General features: G+C 35.6%; 18 protein-coding genes and 3 pseudogenes. All 21 read right to left on the bottom strand.

Annotation, left to right across the window (positions count from 1 at the left end):
* Nucleotides 1-244: 244 nt before the first annotated feature.
* A complete protein-coding gene (locus WCV66_RS19630) occupies nt 245-4,558 on the bottom strand; it encodes a PolC-type DNA polymerase III (protein WP_066337676.1) in 4,314 nt (1,437 codons plus the stop codon).
* Nucleotides 4,559-4,803: 245 nt separating this feature from the next.
* On the bottom strand, nt 4,804-6,507 hold the full coding sequence (locus tag WCV66_RS19635; RefSeq protein WP_066337677.1) for a proline--tRNA ligase: 1,704 nt from the start codon (nt 6,505-6,507) through the stop codon (nt 4,804-4,806).
* A 139-nt stretch (nt 6,508-6,646) separates the two neighbouring features.
* Complete coding sequence (gene rseP, locus WCV66_RS19640) at nt 6,647-7,906, bottom strand: RIP metalloprotease RseP (protein ID WP_185653147.1); 1,260 nt, start codon at nt 7,904-7,906, stop codon at nt 6,647-6,649.
* A gap of 19 nt (nt 7,907-7,925) precedes the next feature.
* Nucleotides 7,926-9,074 (bottom strand): 1-deoxy-D-xylulose-5-phosphate reductoisomerase, encoded by a 1,149-nt coding sequence (gene dxr / locus WCV66_RS19645; protein WP_066337679.1) that lies wholly within the window; start codon nt 9,072-9,074, stop codon nt 7,926-7,928.
* A gap of 167 nt (nt 9,075-9,241) precedes the next feature.
* A pseudogene (locus WCV66_RS19650) lies at nt 9,242-10,056 on the bottom strand (phosphatidate cytidylyltransferase).
* 16 nt (nt 10,057-10,072) lie between these two features.
* A complete protein-coding gene (locus WCV66_RS19655; protein WP_066337682.1) occupies nt 10,073-10,852 on the bottom strand; it encodes an isoprenyl transferase in 780 nt (259 codons plus the stop codon).
* A gap of 125 nt (nt 10,853-10,977) precedes the next feature.
* Complete coding sequence (gene frr / locus WCV66_RS19660) at nt 10,978-11,535, bottom strand: ribosome recycling factor (protein WP_066337683.1); 558 nt, start codon at nt 11,533-11,535, stop codon at nt 10,978-10,980.
* A gap of 2 nt (nt 11,536-11,537) precedes the next feature.
* Nucleotides 11,538-12,260, bottom strand: coding sequence for a UMP kinase (gene pyrH / locus WCV66_RS19665; RefSeq protein WP_066337684.1), 723 nt, complete (start codon nt 12,258-12,260; stop codon nt 11,538-11,540).
* Nucleotides 12,261-12,581: 321 nt separating this feature from the next.
* Nucleotides 12,582-13,463 carry a translation elongation factor Ts gene (gene tsf / locus WCV66_RS19670; RefSeq protein ID WP_066337689.1) on the bottom strand — a complete coding sequence of 294 codons (882 nt, stop codon included), beginning with the start codon at nt 13,461-13,463 and terminating at the stop codon, nt 12,582-12,584.
* A 259-nt stretch (nt 13,464-13,722) separates the two neighbouring features.
* On the bottom strand, nt 13,723-14,424 hold the full coding sequence (gene rpsB / locus WCV66_RS19675; RefSeq protein ID WP_066337690.1) for a 30S ribosomal protein S2: 702 nt from the start codon (nt 14,422-14,424) through the stop codon (nt 13,723-13,725).
* Between the two features lie 155 nt (nt 14,425-14,579).
* The gene (locus WCV66_RS19680) at nt 14,580-15,110 is read right to left on the bottom strand and encodes a hypothetical protein (RefSeq protein ID WP_338786601.1); all 531 of its coding nucleotides are present in this window, start codon (nt 15,108-15,110) and stop codon (nt 14,580-14,582) included.
* A gap of 327 nt (nt 15,111-15,437) precedes the next feature.
* Nucleotides 15,438-16,205, bottom strand: coding sequence for a FliA/WhiG family RNA polymerase sigma factor (locus WCV66_RS19685; RefSeq protein ID WP_185653144.1), 768 nt, complete (start codon nt 16,203-16,205; stop codon nt 15,438-15,440).
* 44 nt (nt 16,206-16,249) lie between these two features.
* Complete coding sequence (locus tag WCV66_RS19690) at nt 16,250-16,747, bottom strand: chemotaxis protein CheD (RefSeq protein ID WP_338786602.1); 498 nt, start codon at nt 16,745-16,747, stop codon at nt 16,250-16,252.
* Nucleotides 16,740-17,381, bottom strand: coding sequence for a chemotaxis protein CheC (locus WCV66_RS19695; RefSeq protein ID WP_338786603.1), 642 nt, complete (start codon nt 17,379-17,381; stop codon nt 16,740-16,742). Before WCV66_RS19695 ends, WCV66_RS19690 begins: the two co-directional genes overlap by 8 nt.
* Nucleotides 17,382-17,391: 10 nt before the next feature.
* The gene (locus WCV66_RS19700) at nt 17,392-17,841 is read right to left on the bottom strand and encodes a chemotaxis protein CheW (protein ID WP_338789499.1); all 450 of its coding nucleotides are present in this window, start codon (nt 17,839-17,841) and stop codon (nt 17,392-17,394) included.
* 270 nt (nt 17,842-18,111) lie between these two features.
* Nucleotides 18,112-19,260: pseudogene (locus tag WCV66_RS26890) on the bottom strand (chemotaxis protein CheA); the annotation flags it as partial.
* 167 nt (nt 19,261-19,427) lie between these two features.
* Nucleotides 19,428-20,157, bottom strand: a pseudogene (locus tag WCV66_RS26895) (Hpt domain-containing protein); the annotation flags it as partial.
* A gap of 13 nt (nt 20,158-20,170) precedes the next feature.
* A complete protein-coding gene (locus WCV66_RS19710) occupies nt 20,171-21,265 on the bottom strand; it encodes a chemotaxis response regulator protein-glutamate methylesterase (protein WP_338786605.1) in 1,095 nt (364 codons plus the stop codon).
* A gap of 6 nt (nt 21,266-21,271) precedes the next feature.
* Nucleotides 21,272-22,138, bottom strand: a complete 867-nt coding sequence (locus WCV66_RS19715; RefSeq protein WP_338786606.1) for a MinD/ParA family protein — start codon at nt 22,136-22,138, stop codon at nt 21,272-21,274.
* Nucleotides 22,139-22,144: 6 nt separating this feature from the next.
* Nucleotides 22,145-23,305, bottom strand: a complete 1,161-nt coding sequence (gene flhF, locus WCV66_RS19720) for a flagellar biosynthesis protein FlhF (RefSeq protein ID WP_338786607.1) — start codon at nt 23,303-23,305, stop codon at nt 22,145-22,147.
* Nucleotides 23,305-25,338 (bottom strand): flagellar biosynthesis protein FlhA, encoded by a 2,034-nt coding sequence (flhA, locus tag WCV66_RS19725; protein WP_338786608.1) that lies wholly within the window; start codon nt 25,336-25,338, stop codon nt 23,305-23,307. Before flhA ends, flhF begins: the two co-directional genes overlap by 1 nt.
* Between the last annotated feature and the right edge of the window lie 82 nt (nt 25,339-25,420).

The raw sequence follows: 25,420 nt of genomic DNA on the forward strand, positions 1-25,420 counted from the left end.
TTTCCTCTGCTTATCGTTAGCATTTCCATTAAAATCATAACATAACCGTATTTTTATTGCAAATATACCTTAATTCCCCCAGGGTCAGATCCCTAGGAGAATATATAAGTTATTTGAACAAGTCTTTGTAGGAGTTTGACCCTACTTAGAGCAACGTTGTTAATGCACTATAATCTTCTAGTTAGTGTTTCATTTCAATTAGTGGGGGGTAGCCCCCGCTTAAGACTTAGTGTTTTAATGTCCTTTAAAATAGTGATAGTTGGTTTTGATCCGGTAGTTCATCAAGACAGCCATGAGTGTTTAAATATTCAATGATTGTTTTTGAGACTTTACCTCGTTGCTGGAGATCTTCTTTTGATAGAAATTCTCCGTCTTCTCTAGCTTTTACAATATTTAACGCTGCGTTTGTTCCAAGTCCAGGAATGGAGTTGAACGGGGGAATTAGTGTATTCCCATCAATAATAAAATCTGTTGCACTAGAACGATAAAGGTCAACCTTTTGGAAGGAATATCCTCTTTCACACATTTCTAGTGCTAGTTCTAATACAGTTAGTAGGTTTTTCTCTTTTGGAGAAGCATCTAACCCTTTTAGATTAATTTCATCAATTTTAGCTCGAATTGGTGTAGAACCTTTTACCATTGTGTCAATATCAAAATCATCGGCACGAACTGTGAAATATGCAGCATAATATAGTAGAGCATGATGAACTTTAAAATACGCAATACGTACAGCCATTAACACGTAAGCCGCAGCATGGGCTTTTGGGAACATGTACTTGATTTTTAAGCAAGAATCAATATACCAAGCTGGCACTTCCTGTTTTTTCATTTCTTCTTCCATTTCATCTGTTAAACCTTTTCCTTTACGAACAGACTCCATAATCTTGAAGGCGAATGAAGGCTCTAATCCTTGATAGATAAGATATACCATGATGTCATCACGACAGCCAATAACCTCACTTAACGTACATATTTTATTATGAATTAACTCTTGAGCATTCCCAAGCCATACATCTGTCCCATGTGATAGACCAGAAATTTGGACAAGCTCAGAGAACGTAGTTGGTTTTGTATCTTCAAGCATTTGGCGAACAAATCTTGTTCCAAACTCAGGAATCCCTAATGTCCCTGTTTTACACATTATTTGTTCTTCAGTCACGCCTAAAGACTCGGTTCCACTAAAAATCTTCATTACCTCTGGATCATCTGTCGGAATAGTTTTTGGATCAATACCGCTTAAATCCTGTAGCATACGGATTACAGTTGGATCATCGTGTCCAAGAATATCTAGTTTTAATAGGTTATCATGAATGGAATGGAAATCAAAATGGGTTGTACGCCATTCAGAACCTGTTGCATCTGCAGGGAATTGAATCGGCGAAAAATCAAAGATATCCATATAATCAGGTACAACAATTATTCCACCTGGATGCTGTCCTGTTGTTCGTTTTACTCCGGTACATCCTTGAACAAGACGGTCAACCTCAGCACCTCTATAAATGAGGTTATGATCATTTGCATATCCTTTTACATATCCATAAGCAGTTTTTTCTGCTACTGTCCCGATTGTACCAGCACGATACACATTGTCTTCACCAAAAAGAACTTTAGTATAGTTATGGGCTGTAGGCTGATATTCGCCTGAGAAGTTCAAATCAATATCGGGAACTTTGTCCCCTTTAAAGCCTAGGAATGTTTCAAAAGGAATATCATGTCCATCTTTTTGATATTGAGCACCACAATTCGAACACTCTTTGTTAGGTAAATCAAAACCAGAACCGACTGATCCATCATTAAAAAACTCTGAATGCTGACAATCAGGACACACATAATGAGGTGGCAGCGGGTTTACCTCTGTTATTTCTGTCATTGTTGCGACAAATGAGGAACCAACAGACCCACGTGAACCTACTAGGTAACCATCATCAAGTGATTTTTTAACGAGTTTATGTGAGATAAGATAAATAACCGCAAACCCATGGCCAATAATACTCTTAAGTTCTTTTTCTAGTCGAGCCTCAACTAGTTCCGGAAGATTTTCTCCATATATACTTCTCGCTCTAGAATAGCTCATTGCGCGGATCTCTTCATCTGCACCTTCAATCTTAGGTGTATAAAGATCATCCTTTATTGGCTTAATTTCGTCGATCATATCAGCAATCTTATTTGTGTTATCTATAACAATCTCTTTAGCTTTCTCTTTACCAAGGAAAGAGAAGCAGTTCATCATTTCATCCGTAGTTCGGAAATGAACATTTGGTAATTCATGACGATTTAATGGGTTTGCCCCACCTTGAGAGCTAATCAATATTTTCCGGTAGACCTTTTCAACAGGATTTAAATAATGCGCATTCCCAGTTGCTACTACAGGCTTTTCTAGCTTTTCACCGAGCTTTACAATATTGGTAACAATTTCTTTTAAAGACGTTTCATCCTTAATATAATCTAATGCAATAAGGTGATTGTAAACCTCTAAAGGGTGTACCTCTAAATAATCATAATATGCTGCAATTTCTTCTACCTCTTCGGGAGATTTTTGCATCATACCTTCAAAAACCTCACCTTTATCACATGCGGATCCGACAATAAGACCTTCTCGATATTTATTGAGTTGTGAACGTGGAATTCGTGGAACTCTGTAAAAGTAATTCATATGTGAAATGGAAACTAGTTTGAATAAATTTTTCAACCCAGTTTCATTTTGTGCAAGTATAATAGCATGATATGGTCTTGAACGTTGGTATGCATTACCTTTACCCATATTGTCGTTAAATTGATTGTGATTTTCGATGCCCTTCTCCGCTGCATCCTTTAGCATCTTAACAAGCAAATAGCCTGTTGCTTCGGCATCATAAATTGCTCGGTGATGCTGAGTTAATTCGATATCAAACTTTTTACAAAGTGTGTTAAGTCGATGATTTTTAAATTCAGGATATAGGAAACGTCCGAGTTCTAACGTATCGATAACAGGGTTTTTAGCCTTTTCTTCACCAAGAAGTTTTTTATACCCTACATTTAAAAAACCCATATCAAAGCTAGCATTATGTGCAACGAGAATATCATTTCCGATCCAATCCTTAAATTTCCGTAATACTTCATCAACATTAGGGGCATCTTTTACCATATCGTCTGTAATGCCTGTTAAATCAATTGTGATTGCTGATAATGGATGATGAGGATTTGCGAAGGACTCAAAACGGTCGATAATTTCTCCTCCACGAACCTTTACTGCAGCCAACTCAATGATTGTATCGTAAACAGCTGATAAACCAGTCGTCTCAACGTCAAATACAACATATGTTTCATCAGGTAAAAAGCGATTATCATCATTATAAGCAATAGGAACCCCATCATTTACAAGATTTATTTCGACACCGTATAAAACCTTGACTCCATTCTTTTTGCCAGCTGAATATGCTTCTGGAAAAGATTGTGCGACAGCATGATCTGTTAATGCAATTGCCTTATGTCCCCATTTCTTAGCTTGCTCAATATACTTACTTACAGACGTTACTGCATCCATTTGACTCATTGGTGAATGAAGATGAAGTTCCACCCTCTTCTCATCTTCTGGAGATTGATCTCGTCTCTCTTGAGGTGTAATTTCATTAATGTCATTTGCAATCATTACAAGATCTCGTACGAATGTGTCATTTTGGATGCTACCGCGTACTTTTAACCACATTCCTTTTTTAACAGCCTGTACTAAAACGGCATCCTCTTTATCTCTAGCAAACATTTTAACAAGGATGGAGCTTGTGTAGTCAGTAATTTTAAAGGTCAGAAGTGTTCTTCCACTTCTAAGTTCCTTTGTTTCTGCATCAAACACATACCCCTGAATAGCGGTTCTTCTCTCTTCATCTTCAATCGAAGCAAGGGTACGAATTTCTTCATCATTTTTGATCGTATAACCAATTGTTAAAGGTCCAGTATATTCAGCTTGACTAGCCTCTTCCTTCTCAGCATTAACCATGTCAGTTAGTGCCTTTAGTCCTTTCTCTTTATCTTCTTGTAGCTTTTGTTCTTGGAATTTTAAAATTTCCTCTTGTGAGACTGCTACAGTTGTATCTAATTGAAAGGTAGGAAATCCCAGTTCCTGAAAGCTTTCTTGAATGAGAGATGCATATTTTCGTTTTATTGTCATTGCCTCGGTATCATTTTTGGTTTTAACAATGACCTTTATCCCCTGAACAGTTGGTTTTTGCTCATTTAATAGTGCGAGCATTGGAGGCGAGATTCCGTCCATTTGCTGAATACAGATTGACCAATAATCCTGAACAAGTTTTTCGTCAAAATTTTGTTCTTTCGTTTCAATCGAAAATGTAACATCTGCAATATGAGAAAACGCCTTTGCAAGCTTAGTCTGAAACAATTGATACACATCAAAAGGCAGAATTTTTTCGAATTGAAAATGAAAATGCCACTTTTTCGTTTGTTTATGCACGGTCAACTTGGCAATTGAACCGTTCTTAAAGTGAACGACAACCGCATCTTCTGTTAAATTTATTTGTTGGAGCAGGAGTTGAAATCGCTCAATTTGGTTGATTTGCATGTCCATATACTATCCCCTTTCTCCCTCTTACTTATTAATTCTATTATATAGTTGTTTAAATTTTTATTTAACATTTCAAAGTACAATAAAATTAGTTTTATCACAACTGAAGAGGCTGCCTCATTTATAGACTTATTCCTTTATATACAATTAAGTATATAAAGGAGCTTGTCTATTACTTTCGAGTCAGCCTCTTCTCGTTATTGCTCTTGTATTATTTTATCATGGTTTATTCCTTGCTGTAACCTTTTTTAGTTTCCAAGTATTTGCTTCATCTTTTCATGAAGTTCATCCACTGATACTTCAAATGATTCACCTGTCTTACGAATTTTAACTTCTACTATACCCTCATCTGCTCTCTTACCAACAGTTACACGTACAGGTAATCCAATAAGGTCTGAATCGGCAAATTTTACTCCTACTCGCTCAGCGCGGTCATCAAATAGAACCTCATATCCATTCTGAGTAAATTGAGTGTATAGTTTTTCAGCTAAATCCTTTTGTGAATCATTTTTAATGTTTACTGGTATAACATGGATTTGGAATGGTGCAACTGATCCAGGCCACACGATCCCATTTTCGTCATGATGCTGCTCAATAATAGCAGCTAATGTTCTTGAAACACCTATACCATAGCAACCCATAATCATTGGCTGCGTGCGGCCGTTTTCATCTAAGAACGTTGCATTCATTGACTCACTATATCTAGTGCCTAGTTTAAACACGTGACCAACTTCAATCCCTTTGGCAAATCTAATAGTACCTTCACCATCTGGTGATTTGTCCCCTTCTTGGATAAAGCGTAGATCAGCAAATCGAGTGATCTTAGCATCACGCTCAATGTTCACTCCTTGGAAATGGTATTGCGCTTGATTTGCACCACAAACTCCATTAACCACTGAAGATATTGCATGATCTGCTACAACTTCAACATCTTCAGAGACATTAATAGGTCCTATAAAGCCTGGAACACAATTTAAAGCTTTTATTGTCTCTTCTGCTGTTGCTAAATCTACTACTGAAGCGCCAAATAGATTTTTCACCTTAATGTCATTTACCTCATGATCGCCACGAACTAAGACTAAAACAAATTTATCATCAACATTGAAAAGAACGGATTTAATGCATGATTCCTTAGAAACATTTAAAAATGTTGAAATTTCTTCAATTGTTTTTTGATCAGGTGTTTCAATTTTCACTAATTCTTTTTGTTCCTCGGTACTTTTTTCATAAGTTGCATTAACAGGTGCCATCTCAATATTTGCAGCATATTGAGAGGTATCAGAGTATGCAATTGTATCTTCGCCGATATCAGATAACACCATGAATTCATGTGTATCAGTGCCACCCATAGCCCCTGAATCTGCAATAACAGCCCTAAAGTCTAGGCCGCAACGAGAAAATATATTTTGATAAGCAGTAAACATTTTAACATAGACTTCATCCAAACTTTCATGTGTGGCATGGAAAGAATATGCGTCCTTCATGATAAATTCGCGACCACGCAAAACACCAAAACGAGGTCGTTTTTCATCACGAAACTTTGTCTGAATTTGATATAAGGAAAGCGGAAGTCGCTTATAAGATTTAATTTCATCTCGAACTAAGCTCGTAATCATCTCTTCGTGTGTTGCACCTAAAGCAAATTCACGATTATGTCGATCTTTTAATCTCATTAGTTCAGGACCATATGAATACCAGCGTCCAGATTCCTGCCAAAGCTCAGCCTGTTGCAGGGCTGGCATTAATAATTCAGATGCCCCAGCATTGTTCATTTCTTCGCGAACAATCTGTTCGATTTTCTTTAATACTTTATGTGCCAATGGTAAGTAGCTATAAACACCACTTGTATTTTGTCTTGTAAATCCAGCCCGTAGCATAAGCTGATGACTTTTTACTTCAGCATCAGCAGGAACTTCTCTAAGAGTAGGAATAAACGTCATACTTTGTTTCATTACGAGCACCTCTATTTTTAATTAAACTAGTTTCACCTTTTTAGGTTACTATATTATCATTCAAATTTCCCCATAAATTTGCTAAATCTTTAAAAAATGAGATCGGTGAATAACCTATTCCAATTTCAATAGTATATTCTTATAAGAATAAACGTTGAATGTCATTCCATGTAACTACAAGCATCAATAGCATTAATAACGAAAAACCAATAAAATGAACGACCCCTTCTTTTTGTCGATCAATTGGTTTCCCTCTCAACGCCTCAATAAATAAGAATAATAAACGTCCACCATCAAGAGCTGGAAGAGGCAATAAGTTGACTATTCCTAAGTTTATACTTAAAAGTGCTGCCCATCTTAACAAGTTCAATGTACCAGATTCAGCAACCTGATCTGTCATATCGTAAATACCAACTGGTCCTGAGAGCATATCAATAGAAAATTGACCTGTTACTAGCTTCCCAAAACCAATTAATATTTCTTTTGTCCATGTGTATGTTTCAATAAATCCATATTTTATAGAGCTACTAAACGATTTATCTACGGGATTATAGGCACCAATACGTCCTATTGTCTCTTCCCCGACTTTCGTTGCTTCAGGTACTACTTCAAATGAAAGGATTTCTCCACCGCGTTCAACTTCAAAGGTTAATTCCTTATCAGGGTTTTCTTGAATAATATTTACTACTTCCTCCCAAGATGAAGTAGATTGTCCTTCAATTGACTGAATGACATCACCTTCAAGTAAACCGGCTTCTTTTGCAGAACCGTCATCAGTTAATATACCTAATTTGGGATCATCAACAGGAGCACCTTGCAATAATCCTAATGAAAACAAAATGACAAATGCAAGCAGGAAATTCATTAATGGTCCTGCAAAAATTGCTGCAATTCGCTGGCCAACTTTCTTCGATTGGAATTGACGATTATATGGAGCAATTTGGATTTCTTGACCATCAACAATAAAATAAGATGTTTCACTAACATCGAATCTTTTTATATACTCTTCTTCTCCAAACTCATAGCCAGAAATAAACATACTATGTTCAAGATCTGCGTTCTCCACCTCAATAATTCGTGCCTGTGGATATTTTTCTTTATTATTTAAAATGATTTTTTCGACTTTATTTTCTTTATTAAAAAGTAATCCTACGTTATGGCCAGGCTTTACCTCAATCACTTCAGGATCCTCGCCAGCCATTCTTACAAAACCACCTATAGGTAATAAGCGGATTGTATAAACCGTTTCATTTTTTTTAAAAGACAAGATTTTCGGTCCAAAACCAATTGCAAATTCACGGCATAATATCCCAGCACGATTAGCTAGAAGTAAATGTCCAAGCTCATGAAAAAAGACAAGAGCACCAAAAATGAGGACAAACGCTATCACTGTATTCACCTTGTATGACCACCTTTATCTAGATTAAAGTTTGTACAAAATTTCTTGTTAGTTGATCAACTTCTTGAATCTGCTCCAAACTAGGGTTTGCGATGCTCTCATGCTTATCCAACGATCTTTCAATAAATTCCTCGATTTGAAGAAACGTAATCTTTCCACTTAAAAATGCCTCAACAGCTACTTCATTTGCAGCATTTAAAACCGTAGGCATCGTACCACCTATTTTACCTGAATCAAACGCATATTGTAAGCATCGGAACCTGGTAAAATCCGCTTTTTCAAAATGTAATTTTCCAATTTCCCAAAGTTCTAACCTTTTCGCTTCTTTTAAAGGTAATCTCTCCGGATATGTTAATGCATATTGAATGGGAACTCTCATATCAGGTGTCCCTAGTTGAGCAATGATACTTCGATCGTGAAACTCAACTAAAGAATGAATAATACTTTCTTTATGTAATAAGACATCAATTTTGTCATAATGCAAATTGAATAACCAGTGTGCTTCAATTACTTCTAAGCCTTTATTCATCATAGTAGCTGAATCTATCGTTATCTTTGCACCCATAGACCAATTGGGGTGATTTAATGCTTGGTCCACCGTTACATTTACAAGGTCTTCCCTTTTTCGATCACGGAAACTTCCTCCAGATGCAGTTATGATCAAGCGGTCTATCGATTTGACACTCTCACCCTGCAAACATTGAAAAATCGCAGAGTGCTCACTATCTACTGGTAAAATATTAACATTGTATTTTTTTGCATGCTCTGTCACTAAATGTCCCGCAGTGACAAGAGTCTCCTTATTAGCTAGTGCAATTGTTATGTTATTTTCAATGGCTTTTAAAGTTGGTATTAACCCTACACTTCCAACTACAGCATTGACTAGACACTCTACTCCATCATAAATTGCAGCTTCAATAAGGGCCTCTTCACCATATCCTAATTTAACATCTTGACTTGAAAACTCCCGCTTAAGATGTTCATATGTTTCTTTATCTTTAACTGCAACAAATTCTGGCTTGAATTTCTTTATAATGTCGCTTCCGGATTTATAATTCCTTCCGAAAGACATCGCTACAAGCTTAAACTCTTCAGGGTGTGATTCAATAACCTCTAAAGTTTGTATTCCAATTGAACCTGTAGCTCCTAACAAACTAATCTTTTTCACGAAGTCACTTCCAATCAAATTAAGAAATGCTCTAGAGCGCCCTGTCTAATCTCGTTATAGACTGACCCTCGAGTTAGCTAACACAACATTTACTGTGATTTAAACGTTCAATGGTGTCGAAAGCCATGGCGCTAGAGCTAGACATATAATTTAGGCAAAAATGTTTTTCAAAATAGTAACCTTAAGAAATGTAAAATTGGTAAAACGAATAATAAGCTATCAAAACGATCTAGTATTCCACCATGACCCGGTAGGATTGTACCTGAGTCTTTTACCTGATATTGTCGTTTTAAAGCAGATTCAACAAGATCACCTATTTGTCCAAAAACAGATAAGAAGATGGTCATAAATGTGACGATGATGTAGTTATCAAGAACCCCTGTAAAATAATGATAGATCCATGCAAAAATAACTGCAAATAAAACACCGCCTACTGCACCTTCAATTGTTTTATTAGGACTAATTTCAGGCCAAAGCTTGTTTTTTCCCATTGCACGCCCAATAAAATAAGCACCTGAATCAGTTACCCATATCAATAGACCATTAAGGTTTCTTGCAATTAGAAATAAAAAACTAATTCTAGACCACCTGGTGAAAGGTTTCTTGTTTCAATTAGAAAGTAAAAACCAATCCCTAAGTAAAAAATCGCAATGACAACGAAGCCTACATCGTCAAAAGTAAATTTATTTTTCGTTACAACAGTATAGGTTAATAACAACAGCAATGCCAATAAAGCAAATTCAGCCTTTGAAAAACTGTCTAGTATTTTTATATAAGAATTTGGAATCAATAGAACCCATAAAATTAATAAGCTAACTAGTCCCGGAATACTAGCTAATGAAATGTTTTTCATTTTTAAAAGCTCATATAATGCAATTGATGCTAATAAATAAACAAATATTGTAAACGGGAGCTCCCCGTAAATGACAAATGGAAGAAAAACAGCTGCAGCTAGTACTGCAGTTAGTATTCGTTGTTTCATTGTATTTCATCACCTTTTATACGCCGCCAAATCTGCGCCCTCTTTGTTGATATGTGTAAATAGCTTGAAGTAAGTTTTGTTCGTTAAAATCTGGCCATAGCACATCAGTAAACCAAAATTCTGTGTAAGCTAACTGCCATAGCATAAAATTACTAAGTCTTATTTCGCCACTTGTACGTATTAATAAGTCAGGGTCATGTAATGATTGCGTCATTAAATAATCAGAAAATAGGCTTTCGTTTATTGATGTTTCTTCAATTCGTCCTTCTTTAACATCTTGGGAAATTTTTTGGACAGCAGATATGATTTCTGCTCGACTTCCGTAGTTTAATGCAAAATTCAGAATAAGCCCTTTGTTATTCTCAGTATCACTCATCGCTTTTTCTACAGCTCTTAATGTGTGTGCAGGAAGCCTATTTTTATCACCCATAATACGGACTTGCACATTTTCCTCAATCAGTTCTGGTAAGTAAGTATTTAAAAATTCTTCAGGAAGCTTCATTAAATAGTCTACTTCTGTTTTAGGTCTTTTCCAATTCTCAGTTGAAAATGCATATAGTGTAAGTACTTTAACACCAAGGGCATTTGCTTGTTTGGTAATCTTTCGTACAACTTTCATTCCTTCATGATGACCCGCAATCCGTGGAAGTGCACGTTTTTTTGCCCATCTACCATTTCCATCCATGATAATCGCAATATGTTTAGGAATTTCTCCCTTTTCTATATCCACTTTAGCTATCGATTGTTCATTTGTGGCTTGGGAACTAGCTTTCCACTTTTTTAATAAGTTGAGCATGTGATTCCTCCATCACCCAATAATTCATGATCTCTTTTTACCATGATGACGTTAACAGTATTAACAAAAAAACCCCCTGTAAACATTAGAGGGTTTTTCACTTTTCTATTGTACCTATTTTCTCATTAAACTTCCATGATTTCTTTTTCTTTATCTTTTGCAACCTGATCAACTTTTACAATATAGTCATCGGTTAATTTTTGGACATTCTCAGTATTACTTCTTAATTCGTCCTCAGTGATATCACCATTTTTTTCTAGCTTTTTCAGGTCATCATTACCATCACGTCTAATATTACGAACAGCAACCTTTGCTTCTTCTGCATATTTCTTAACTAATTTCACTAGCTCTTTTCGTCTTTCTTCTGTTAAAGCAGGAATAGACAAACGAATAACCGAGCCATCATTTGAAGGAGTTAAACCTAAGTCAGACTTAAGAATTGCTTTTTCGATATCACCTATAACAGTCTTGTCATATGGTTGAATAACAAGGAGACGAGCTTCAGGTACACTAATAGAAGCAAGTTGGTTAACTGGAGTTGGAGCACCATAATAATCCATAGAGATTTTATCTAATAAGTTTGCGCTTGCTCTACCAGCTCTTACAGATGCTAGTTCTCGACTTAAAGCTGACACAGCTTTTTCCATTTTATCTTTAGTATTCGCTAATACTTGTTTAGCCAAGGTTATTTCCCCCTAACAATTGTTCCAATATTTTCACCAGTTACGGCACGTTTAATGTTACCTTCTTCCATTATCGAGAAGACAATTAACGGTATATCGTTATCCATACATAAAGATGATGCAGTTGAATCCATTACCGCAAGACCTTCTTTTAGTACGTCTAAATAAGATAATGTTTCATATTTCACAGCATTTTTATCAATTCTAGGATCAGCGTTGTAAACACCATCAACATTATTTTTAGCCATTAAGATAACGTCTGCTTCGATTTCAGCAGCACGTAAAGCAGCTGTTGTATCAGTAGAGAAGTATGGGTTACCAGTTCCAGCTGCAAAAATCACGACGCGTTTTTTCTCTAAATGTCGAATCGCTTTTCTTCTTATGTATGGTTCTGCAACTTGTCTCATTTCTATAGAAGTTTGAACACGTGTCTGAATCCCTTGTGTTTCAAGACTATCTTGTAATGCTAGAGAATTCATTACTGTAGCAAGCATTCCCATGTAATCAGCAGTTGCTCGGTCCATTCCCATTTCACTACCGATTTTACCACGCCAAATGTTGCCACCACCAACAACAACAGCTACTTCAACATCTAGCTCTGCAATTTCCTTCACTTGTTTTGCAATTGATTGGATCACAGTAGGGTTAATACCAAAACCATTTTCACCTGCTAATGCTTCACCACTTAATTTTAGTACAATACGTTGATATTTAGGATTACTCATATTTACCTCCAACTCTGTTCCTTATAAGAAAAGCGCAAGCGCCTTGTTTAGCTCCGAAATGCATAAGACGCACAGGAATAGAAGGTGTTCTTTACCTTCAATTCCTGTGTGGCTTATGACTCGAGGAGCTAGGCGCTGGAGCTAGACACGAAAACTAAGTATAAAAAAACTTATACATTTTTGTTATCTAGAAAAGCGCAAATCGGCTACTGCCTATATATATCTCCAAAAGAAGGGAACACAGCCTGTGTTCCCTCTTCCATTTTTTGATCATTTACACTTATATTCTAAGCAATTAGAACAAGTGCTAGATAGCAAAAATTATTTTTTAACTTGACTCATTACTTCTTCAGCAAAGTTGTCTTGACGCTTTTCGATACCTTCTCCAACTTCATAACGGATAAATGTTTTTACAGAACCGCCTTTTGACTCAACAAATTGTTTAACTTTTTGATCTGGATCTTTAACAAAGCTCTGATCAAGTAAGCAAATATCCTCAAAGTATTTACCTAAACGGCCTTCAACCATTTTAGCTACGATATTTTCAGGCTTGCCTTCGTTAAGAGCTTGTTCTGTTAAAATTTTACGCTCATGTTCAGCTTCTTCAGCAGAAACTTGATCGCGAGAAACATACTTAGGATTAACTGCAGCGATATGCATTGCTACATCCTTAGCAGCATCTTCATTAGTAGTACCTTCTAATAATGTAAGAACACCAATACGTCCTCCCATGTGTAAGTAAGCACCAAATGCATCGTTATCAGTTTTAGATACAATTGTAAAACGACGAAGAGTGATTTTTTCACCAATTTTTGCAATTGCTGAGTTAATATAATCTCCAACATTTGTACCATTGTCCATTGTTTCTGCTAATGCAGCATCAACATCAGCTGGTTTTTTCGTTAATAAGAAATCAGCTAATCCATTGATTAACTCTTTAAATCCTTCGTTTTTCGCTACGAAGTCAGTTTCAGAGTTAACTTCTAAAATAACTGCCTCATTACCGTTAACTTTTACTAATGTAGATCCTTCTGCTGCAATACGGTCAGCTTTTTTAGCTGCTTTTGCGATACCTTTTTCACGTAGGTAATCAATCGCTTGATCCATATCTCCGTTTGTTTCAGTTAACGCCTTTTTACAATCCATCATTCCAGCGCCAGTTTTTTCACGTAGTTCTTTTACCATTTGTGCAGTTACTGCCATAACGGTATTCCTCCTTAAGGTCAATTGTTATTATAGTTTAAGAATTATCTTGTTCTTAAGATAAAGTTTCGACATACAGCTCCATCGCCTAGCCCCACTTGGGTCTACAGCCACCCAATAATTGAAGGCGAAAAACGCCTTCTATAATTGACGTCATATTTTCCCGAGCCTGTTCAAGGCGCTTTTTGCATTTGTACTTTATGTAACTTGCTTAAAAAAAGGTGATAAAAGGTCAATTCCCCTTATCACCTTTTGCACATTAAGCAGGTGTTGTTTCTTCACCTTGTTTAGATTCTAAAATTGCATCTGCAATTTTTGCAGTAAGAAGCTTAACAGCGCGAATTGCATCATCATTTGCAGGGATTACGTAATCAATTTCATCTGGATCACAGTTTGTATCAACGATACCAACGATCGGGATGTTTAATTTACGAGCTTCCGCTACTGCGATACGCTCTTTACGAGGATCAATAATAAATAATGCATCTGGTAATTGCTTCATGTCTTTAATTCCACCTAGGAATTTTTCAAGACGCTCAAGCTCTTTGTTAAGTTGAACAACTTCTTTTTTAGGAAGGACTTCAAAAGTTCCATCTTCCTGCATTCTTTGAATATCTTTTAAACGTTTGATACGCTTTTGGATTGTTTCAAAGTTTGTTAACGTACCACCTAACCAACGTTGGTTAACAAAGTACATTCCAGAACGTTCTGCTTCTTCTTTAACAGAGTCCTGTGCTTGTTTTTTTGTACCAACGAATAGGATTGTACCACCTTCAGCTCCAAGTTCCTTAACGAATTTGTAAGCTTCTTCAACCTTTTTAACTGTCTTTTGAAGGTCGATAATGTAGATACCGTTACGCTCAGTAAAAATGTAACGTTTCATTTTTGGGTTCCAACGGCGTGTTTGGTGACCGAAGTGAACACCAGCTTCAAGCAATTGCTTCATAGAAATAACTGACATGTGTTTGTTCCTCCTAATGGTTTTGTTCTCCTCCGCTTATATCATCTTTAAGCATAACTGTTACTAACAGCACCAATGCTTAAATCTATAAACGTGTGTAATAACACCAAAAATTAATATACCATATTGAAATATGACAATCAAGGATATATTGACTACTTTTGACGAAATTTAAGAAGAAGCTCTATTTCGGTCTTTCCCTTACTTAATTTTTTAGCAATCTGTTCAACAGTATGACCGTTTTCATATAGATTTATAGCTTGAATTTCAAAAGGAAGATCTTTTTTTTGTACTGGTTGACTGATTTCAACAATATCTTCGATTTCATTAAGCTCAGATAAGTAGTCAGGTAGTTCACTCTCTCGAGGTTCTTCCGGTACTTTCTCATTCGTGTGAATCATCGTGGAGTTGGCTGTGGGATGATTGCTCTCTTTTGTCTTTGCTTCTAACTCTTTTCCATGGTTAGTAATATGTGCAGATTCTTGTTTTAAATGCTGGATCAGTCTCTCATTCTCTTCTTTCATCTCAATTAAAAAGCTTGTCATTGAAGTTTCCGTTTCATCAAGGATAGCCCTTTGAGAATTTGAAAGATCTTTAATCGTTGAATATTTTGTATATAAAACGATGATAAAATAAAAAGCTACTACATGGAGTAGTAAACTTATCAATAGTAATATTGTAGTCATAGACATCCTTTCTTAACCAAAAAAATCGATTTTTCCCTTTATAGGGATGATCAGGATTCTCATCTTGTTTTTTCTTTTTTTCTGGATTGTGCTGTTGATGTTGCTCAGAACTTTCCTTTTTTAGGTGTAATTTCTCACTATCACTATTTTCTTGCACTTGTGATCTTTTTATGTCAGATTATTTTTGAAATGAATTAGCCAGCTAGTCTTGAGCAAGCTGGCTTCTTTGATTTAGTTGCTCCTGTAGCTTTCCTGTATCATGCGTACGTGGAAGGCCAGTACATTTCAATATTTCTAAGGCTCACATTCACTCTCACCCGACTAATGTTAATGAATCACATTTTCCAATATTTTTCTTAATTTAAATAAAGCTTTTGAATGAATTTGTGAAATTCTTGAAGTTGATAAGTTCATAACTTGTCCAATTTCAGTTAAGGTTAATTCTTCTTTGTAAAAAAAGCTAATCACAAGCTGTTCTTTCTCACTTAGCTGGGTAATCACTTCAGATAATTGTCCAATTAATTCATCTTTTAGAATTTTATCTTCAGGTGTGTGCTGATGTTCATCTTTAATCGTAAACCCGATGCCTTCCCCATCATCTTGATCAAAAAGCTGATCATCGATTGAAAGGACATTCGCAAAAAAACCTTCATTTATGACACTGACGACTTCACCTTCAGAAAGTCCTAACTCATTTGCAATCTCTTTCGAAGAAACGTTTCTTAGATGCTTTTGCTCTAATTTCTCAATAGTTGCTTCAACACGTTTTGCTTTTTCTCTAGAACTACGTGGTAACCAATCCTCTTTTCTTAATCCATCAATAATTGCTCCCCTTACTCGGAAAGATGCATACGTATCAAATTTCAAATCTCGATTTGGATCAAACTTTTCTAATGCATCGTATAGGCCAAATAAGCCTAAACTCATTAAATCATCCTTACTTACACTTTTAGGAAGCCCCACAGAAATCCTCTGTACGTGATAAGAAACAAGGGGCATGTATCTTTTTATGAGAACATTGCCAGCATTTGTGTCACGTACATCTATCCATTTTTGCCATATCACTTGTTCCTCATTTATTGTTAATTGAGCCATTTTGACCCCCCCTTACCAATGAATTGTAAACACACCTCTATTATTCAAATCACTTTTGTACCTTGATTTACTGTTCTTATCATCAATTCACATGTTTTCGGGTCAAATTCGATTGTTCTACCACTATTACCGCCAACATCCTCACTTATTAGATTGATGTTATACTTTTTTAGCTGTTGTTTAATTGCTTCTACATTTCTCGGACCAATTCTCATCATGTCATTAGACGATTGAAATTGAAACATCTGAGCACCGCCAGCCATTTTAGCTTGTAGTAATCTAACCCTAGCTCCTGATTCTGCTAATCTATCCAATAACTGTGGTATTGCAGTATCAGCGTATTTAGCATGGTTCATAGAGCCTTTATTTGCGAGAGAAGAGTCCGGAAGCATGATATGTGCCAAACCAGCTACTTCGTTTACCTTGTCAAATAATATCAAACCGACACAAGAACCTAGTCCTGAGGTTCTAATGTGATTAGGTGACTTAACTACATTAAGATCAGCAATCCCTACTTTTATTGTTTCCTTAGGTTTAATCATCATCTGTTACACCTAATGCTTCAAAGAGCTTTTTAAATGAGGTTGGATCTGGTAATAGAAAAAAGTGGCCTTTAACAGTGTCAACTTCTTGCTGATCTTCTTCTTTTATTACTGTGTCAATAATAATCGCATAATCACTCACTTGGGATAATTCAATCAATCCATGACTTATTACTGCTCCAAACATATCGAATGATAAAGCAGGCACAGAAGGATAGAGGTGTAAATCAGTGAGGTCAGATAATGATGAAAGATATGATCCTGTTACTATATTTCCAAGCTCCTGAAATGCAGATAGCCCAATTTCATCATAAGTTGATTGTCTAAGTGAAAAATTAGCATCATCAATTAATTGCTTTACAAAGCGTTCAGCTTGTTCAATGCTAAGTACAAAAAATAGAGAACCGGGAATATCCCCTTCAATTCGTAAAAAAACACTGGCAATAAAGACTTCAGGTCCTCCTAACCATTCTGTTAACTCATTAAAAGAAACAACTTTAACATTTGGAACCGCCATATCAATTTTTTTATTTAAAAGCTTAGAAAGGGCGGTAGCAGAGTGACCAGCTCCAATATTACCTACCTCTTTTAAAACGTCTAAATGCTTAAAAGAAATACTTTTTAAAAAATCCATCTGTATGCTCCTAAACTAGCAATGAAGGCTGATTTTCAATCTTTAATATTTCTTCTAAATTAATCATGACAATTAATCTTTTTTCTAATTTTGCTACACCTTGAATATAGTCTGAATGAACTGCTCCTACTACTTCAGGTGCTGGTTCAATAATTTCTGAATGAATATCAATTACATCATTTGCTGCATCGACTATAAAGCCTACCTCCGTGTCGTCCTTAGAAACAATGATTATTCTTGTACCCTCATTCGTTGAAAGTTTTTCTAGACCGAGACGTTTACGTAAGTCAATTATTGGCGTGACAACACCTCTTAAATTAATAACACCTCTTATATAAGGTGCTGTTCTAGGTACACGTGTAATATGTTGAACCTTTTCAATCGATTTAACTTGTTGAACAGGAATTCCATATTCCTCATCCTGTAGTTGAAACACAATGACTTTTACATCTTCTGACATGTATTCACTCAATGGAAAGACCCCTTTCTTAGTAATGCGGAATGCTTAGTTAGCCCTGACAAGCATAAGAAAATAATAGATAGAAGGTGTTCTTCTCTTCCATTCATTAGTAGCTTAAGCCTTAGATAAAAATGGATTTTTTACTTTTTCTGTTAAACTAGGTTTTTGATTTCTAAAGGCGTTCGCTTTCCTCTCAAATCAACAAAGTGCAAAAATCAACAGTGAACTTTAACAGAGCCTTTTCTTTATAGGCTAGACACATACAATCCTCTATTTTATTAAAGAATTACAATCAATAATTAGAGCTACTTGTCCGTCACCTAAAATGGTTGCACCTGTGATAGCAAAAACTGAATTCAAATAATTCCCGAGTGATTTTAGAACGATTTCCTGTTGGCCGATGAACGAATCCACTACTAACGCAGCCATTTTATCACCTTTTCGTACAATTATTAAGGAAACAAAATCTTCATTCGAATTTTCCACTGGTACTTCAAATATCTCGCTCAAGAATACTAATGGAACAATTTTCCCGCGATAATCAATGACCTTTTGATTATGTGCTTGTAGAATTTCTTCCTTTTTAATAACTGCCGTTTCAATTATAGAAGATAGTGGGATTGCATATTTTTCATTTTGTAATTCCACAAGCATCACTGAGATTATTGATAAAGTAAGTGGAAGCTGAATTGAGAATAAGGATCCTTTTCCTTCCTCAGCATTAATTGATACAGAGCCACCAAGTGATTCAATTGTACTTTTAACAACATCCAGACCTACTCCACGTCCTGATATATCAGAGATTTGATCGGCAGTGGAAAAACCAGAAGAAAAAATAAGCTCATAAACCTGTTTGTCAGTCAAGGTTGATGCAGTTTGTTCAGTGATAACATCTCTGTCAATGGCCTTTTTTAGAACTCGATCACGATTTATTCCTGCACCATCATCTTCGATTTCTATGAACACATGATTTCCACTATGGTAAGCTCTTAAAATTACATTTCCTTCTTCTGTTTTCCCTTTTTTCACTCGACCATCTGGCATCTCAATACCATGATCAATTGCATTTCGTAAAAGATGAACAAGTGGATCACCTATTTCATCAATGACTGTTCGATCTAATTCAGTTTCAGCACCAATAATCTCTAAGTTTATTTTTTTATTTAAATCCTTTGCAAGTTGACGAATCATACGAGGGAAACGGTTAAATACTGTCTCAACTGGAACCATTCTCATGTTTAAAATGATATTTTGCAGATCACCTGAGATTCTTGACATTCTTTCAACTGTTTCATCCAGTTCGTTATTGTTTAAATCCTTTGAAATTTGTTCTAATCTCCCACGGTCAATTACAAGCTCTTCAAATAGATTCATAAGTATATCTAAACGTTCGATGTTTACTCGAATTGTTTTCGTGCTCGTTGCTGCAACTTGTTTTTTTGCAGTTTTTACACTAGTTTCTTGTTCTAGTATCTGTAGGCTCTCTTCATTTTTCATCGAGCTATCATTACCAGCTAAATCAGCAGGTCTTAAATTAGATTGCGAGTTAGTCATATTTGAAGGGTCTAAAATATGGATCTTAACCGCTTCAATTTCAGACACTTTCATCACTTTATTTTGAATATCATCGCTTGTATCTTTAGAGACAATTGCCACAGTGAATTGTGAATCGAACTTTTCATCTTCTAAAAGTTCTACAGTAGGTACAGACTTGATCACTTCACCAATTTGTTCTAAAATTTCGAAAACCATAAATACTCTTGCTGCTTTTAATAAGCAATCCTCACGTAGAGAAATCGACAATTCATATGCAGAAAACCCTTGCTCTTTCGATTGCTGAATGACAGTGTATTCAAAATCATCATATTCCTGTATTGTATGATTACTAGAATCATTGTTAGTATGTTGCTGGCTATTATGATCGTGGCTACCTTCGTCACCATTTTCAATGGATTTTAACATGGCAACAATAGCTGATACATCCTTTTTTCCATCTCCACCTTCCGTAATGGAATAAACCATTTCTTCAAGTGCATCAACAGAGGCAAAAACGGCATCAAACAAGGCTGGTGTTACTGAAAGCATTTCATTTCTTATGGCATCAAGAACGTTTTCCATTTGGTGGGTTAAGCTAGCGAGGTCTTCATAGCCCATAGTTGCACTCATTCCTTTAAGAGTATGAGCGGATCGAAAAATGTCATTAACAATAGCTAAGTCATTCGGATTCTTCTCTAAATCTAGTAATTTTTCATTACATGCTTGTAAATGCTCTTTGCTTTCTTCAATAAAAACTTCTAAATATTGATTCATATCCATAGAGTAACACCCCTTAGTTTCGTATAAAATCCATAATAGCAGCAGCTATATTTTCCAGGTGTTCAACTTTATCAACAAGGTTTGTACTAAGTGCTGATCTAGGCATACCATACACTACAGATGTCTGCTCAGATTCTACTATGGCATTAACAACACCTGTTAATTTAAGCTTTCTTAACCCTTCGGTACCATCAGATCCCATTCCAGTCATAATGACAGAAATTTTACGGTAATCCTGTAGCTTACTTATTGATTCAAACATCACATCAACAGAGGGACGATGTCCATTTCTTATATCTGATTGATCAATTTTAATTGTTAAATAGCCTCCAGATTTCATTACCTTTAAATGAGAGCCACCTGGTGCAATATAAGCAATTCCATTTTGTAAGTGTTCACCATTTTCGGCTTCCTTTACAGTGATGAATGAAATTGAGTCTAAGCGATTAGCTAGAGATTGAGTAAATCCAGGAGGCATGTGCTGGACAATGAGAATTGGTGCATCAATGTCTGCTGGTATCTTTGATAATACTTGTTGCAACGCTCTTGGTCCTCCAGTAGAGGTACCAATACAGACAATTTTCTTATTAAGGCTATTTCTGTCGATGATTATAGGACTTTTGTCTCTATTTGAGTCTATTTTACTATATCCCATTTCCTTTAGGTGAATATTTTTTCGATTTACTTCTTTTGACAATTTATGAACATTTGCTGACTTCGCGAGTATAACTTTTTCAATTATTTCTTCTTTAACTTTGTATAAGTCTAATGAGATTGCTCCTGAAGGTTTTGCAATAAAATCAATTGCACCATATTGCAATGATTTTATTGTATTTTCAGCACCCTGAGTTGTTGTGCTTGATAGCATAATAACTGGTCTTGGAAATTGATCCATAATAACTTTCAATCCTTCAATTCCGTCCATTATGGGCATTTCGATATCCATTGTGACCACATCGGGATTTAATAACTCGACCTTCTTTATAGCATCTTGTCCGTTTCTAGCAGTTCCAATGACTTCAATCTTTTCTTCTTCATTTAGAAAATCAGTAATTATTTTTCTCATGAAGGCAGAATCGTCAACTACAAGTACACGTATCTTTCTCACCCAAGTTTACCTGCCTTTCATGAAGAAATATTTTAATTTTGCAATAAAAGGTTTAGCATCTTTTTCATCAATTGATGATGACTGTCTATATATAAAGTCGTTAGCAATTTTGAATATAGCTTTACTTGCATGGCAATTTGGCTGATACATTAAGAATGGTTTTTGATCAATAACTGCTTTCATGATGGTTGAATCATCAGGAATAGTACCTAACAGTGTGGCTTCGCGTTTTAAAAACTGTTTCATTGTTTGTGCTAATCTATTAAAGGTAGAATCGCCAATTTTACGATTATATGCACGATTAACAACGATTGAAAATGACATCGTTTCATGATTTACACAAATATGCTTTATAGCAGCATAAGCATCAGTCATTGACGTTGGTTCTGGCGTTGTAATAACGATTATTTCATCAACACAGAGTATGAACCTTAAACTGTCTTCGGAAATCCCAGCTCCCATATCAAAAATAACAAAATCATATGCATTAAATAAACGCTCAAGCTCTTGAATAAAACGTTGAAATTTCTCTTCACTTAGTCTAAAAATTGTACCTAAACCAGTTCCACCTGAAATATAATCAAGATTATTTGGACCTGTTGATATAATGTCAGATAGTGAAACATTTTTATTAAAAAAGTCAACGATTGTAAGTCTAGAGCTTTCACCAACAAGAATATCAATATTCCCCATACCAATATCTAAATCAAATAATAAAACTCTTTTTTGAGCTTTTTGTAAGGCTAAAGAGAAATTCAAGGAAAAGTTAGATTTTCCAACTCCACCTTTACCACTCATAACCGCGATTGATTTCGCTTGCATTCTCAATGTCTTTAATCGCTCTCTTAAGCTTTTTGCTTGATCATTCTCCATATCACTCTACCTCAATATCTGTTCGACTATACGTTCTCTTGTTGCTACTTCGATATCATCGGGGACAGTTTGACCATGTGTAGTATAGGCAATACCTTTATTCGTTTTTACCATGACCTCAAACAATGATCCTCTGGTCGAAGTTTCATCGAGCTTTGTGAAAATAAGCCTATTAATTGGAAGGACTGAAAATTGCTCGTATACCGCAATCATGTCTGATGGTTTAGCCGTTGCAGCTAACACGAGAAAGGTTTCCATCTCATCATTAAAATCAATAATTGTTTGAAGATCTTTCACATACTGGGATTCTAAGAAATTCCTACCAGCAGTATCGATAAAAATAAAATCATATTTATCAAGTTTTGTTTTTGCTTCTTTAAAATCATTAACACTATAACAAACTTCAATTGGAACGTTTAAAATTTTTGCATAAGTTTTTAACTGGTCAATAGCTGCTATTCTATATGTATCTGTCGTGATAAAAGCGACCTTTTTCTTTTTCTGTAATACACAATGTGCAGCAAGCTTTGCGAGAGTTGTTGTTTTCCCAACACCAGTTGGTCCAATTACATTAATATATTTCTTTTGATAGGACATCCCACCAAATTCAAGCTCCTTTAACTCATTAAGGAAGATTTCTGTTTCTTTTTCTCTTAATTGTTCAATGGTCAAGCTTCCATTACCAAGATACCAATAATTTAAAAGCTCTGACATAACCTGACCTCGAATTGATGAATTTATCTCTTGTTTTGTCAATTGTTTTAAGATTACTTTCAGTGGCTCTGGATAAAAGTCACTTCTTTCATTAGTAGAGATTGAATTTAGTAAGCCTTTTAATTCCTTTAATTCTTTTAAAACACCCTGATTATTGTTGACATTAATTGATGTAGAAACGTGTTCATTGTGCATTACAGTTTTATTTTGTGATTTAGGAAAAGCGTTGTTTTTATCTTGTGTATTAGTTCGCGTTTCTCCCATTTTTTTTCGGTCTGTTTCTTCTGGGTCTATGGCTGCAATCACTTCAATCTGTTTCTTTGCAAAGAGCCCTAAAAATCCACCTGTATGACTGACTTTCGAATTTAAAATAACAGCCTCGTTTCCCATCTCAGAACGGATTTTTTTCATTGCTTCTTGCATTGAAGGTGCAATAAATTTCTTTACCTTCATTAGACATTCACCACCCCAACACTCTGTACTTCGACATTTGCTTCTAATTCATTATAGGATAAAATAGGCACCTGAGGAAAATACCGATCTGTGAGTTGTCTAACATACATTCTTACTGCAGGTGAACATAATAGTATTGGTGTTTGCTGCTGAAGCGAAAGCATTTCTATCTCTTTAGCTATTGCCTCAATAATCGATTGAGAAACGTCAGGACTTAATGATAAGTAATTTCCATGTTCTGTTTGTTGTACACCATCGGCAATTATTTTCTCAATTTTTCCTGACAAGGTAACTACCTTTAATTGTTGATCTTGATCTGTATATTGACTAGTAATTTGTTTTGCAAGAGCCTGTCTTACATACTCACCTAATAGCTCTGTATCAGAAGTTATCTTCCCAAAATCGGCAATTGTTTCAAAAATAATTGGTAGATTCCTAATAGAAACCTTTTCTCTTAAAAGCTTTGCAAGTACTTTTTGAATATCGCCTATTCCTAGTGGTGTCGGCGTTACTTCTTCTACTAATATTGGATAGGTTTCTTTTAAATGATCAACCAATTGTTTTGTTTCTTGTCTTCCGAGCAATTCATGTGCATGTTGTTTAATAACTTCAGTGATATGTGTTGAAACGACTGAAGGTGGATCAACAACCGTATAACCGTACATTTCAGCTGTATCCTTTATTTCTTCTGTAATCCATTTAGCAGGTAGCCCAAATGAAGGCTCGACAGTATCAATACCATCGATTGAATCATCCTCAATTCCTGGAGCCATCGCTAAATAATGATCAAGTAGAATCTCACCTTTAGCTACTTCATTTCCTTTTATTTTCAAACAGTATTCATTTGGTTGAAGCTGGATATTATCACGAATTCTAACAACCGGTAAAACAATTCCAAATTCGATTGCCAACTGCCTTCTTATCATTACAACACGATCGAGAAGGTCCCCACCTTGATTTGTATCTGCAAGAGGGATTAAGCCGTAACCAAATTCAAATTCAATCGGATCAATATTTAACAGATTTACAACACTTTCCGGACTTTTCATTTCATCCATTTCAATTTCCTGTTCAATTTCTTCTTCATCGGGAACTTGTGATTCTTTTGATCTTGAAATCATGTACCCTCCAAAACCTAGTAATCCAGCAATTGGTAAGGTTAGTAAAAGACCTATTGGTGTAAAAATACCTAATAATAGTATAGTCCCAGAAGCTACATAAAGCATTTTTGGATATGCAAACAATTGTGCTGTAATATCACTACCTAAGTTACCTTCTGATGCTGCTCTAGTTACAACGATTCCAGTAGCAGTTGAAATTAATAATGCAGGTATTTGGCTGACAATCCCATCTCCAACTGTCAGCATTGTGTAATGCGATGCTGCTTCACCAATCGCCATCCCTTTTTGCATCATGCCAATAATAATTCCAAATAGCATGTTGATCAAGACCATGATGATTCCAGCAATAGCATCCCCTTTTACAAATTTACTCGCACCATCCATCGCTCCATAGAAATCTGCTTCATTTGCAACTTTCTCTCGACGTTCTCTGGCTTGTTGCTCGGAGATCATACCAGCGTTTAAGTCTGCATCAATACTCATTTGCTTACCTGGCATTGCATCAAGGGTAAAACGCGCTGCAACTTCAGAGACACGCTCAGATCCTTTTGTTATTACAACAAATTGGATGACAATTAAAATAATAAAAACAACCATTCCTACAAGGATGTTTCCACCAGTTACAAAAGTACCAAATGTTTCGACAACCTTTCCCGCATCACCTTCAGCTAAAATAGCGCGAGTTGTTGAAACATTTAACCCTAAACGAAATAAGGTTAAGAGTAATATTAATGAAGGGAAGATGGAAAATTGTAATGGTTCGTTCATATTCATTGACGTAAGGATGACTAACAACGCAAGAGATATATTTATGATAATTAAAAAGCTTAACAACCAGCCTGGAAACGGGATGATAAGCATTGCTATGATTAAGATAACACTAAGTAATACAGATAAATCTCTTGCAGACATTTTTTTCTCTCCTTAAAACCAGTCAATTCTATCTTTAGCTTTCGTGCATAATACATATTTTATCCAATATAAACTTACACTA

The organism is Metabacillus rhizosphaerae (genome assembly GCF_037201795.1).
GTDB classification, from domain to species: Bacteria; Bacillota; Bacilli; order Bacillales; family Bacillaceae; genus Metabacillus; species Metabacillus rhizosphaerae.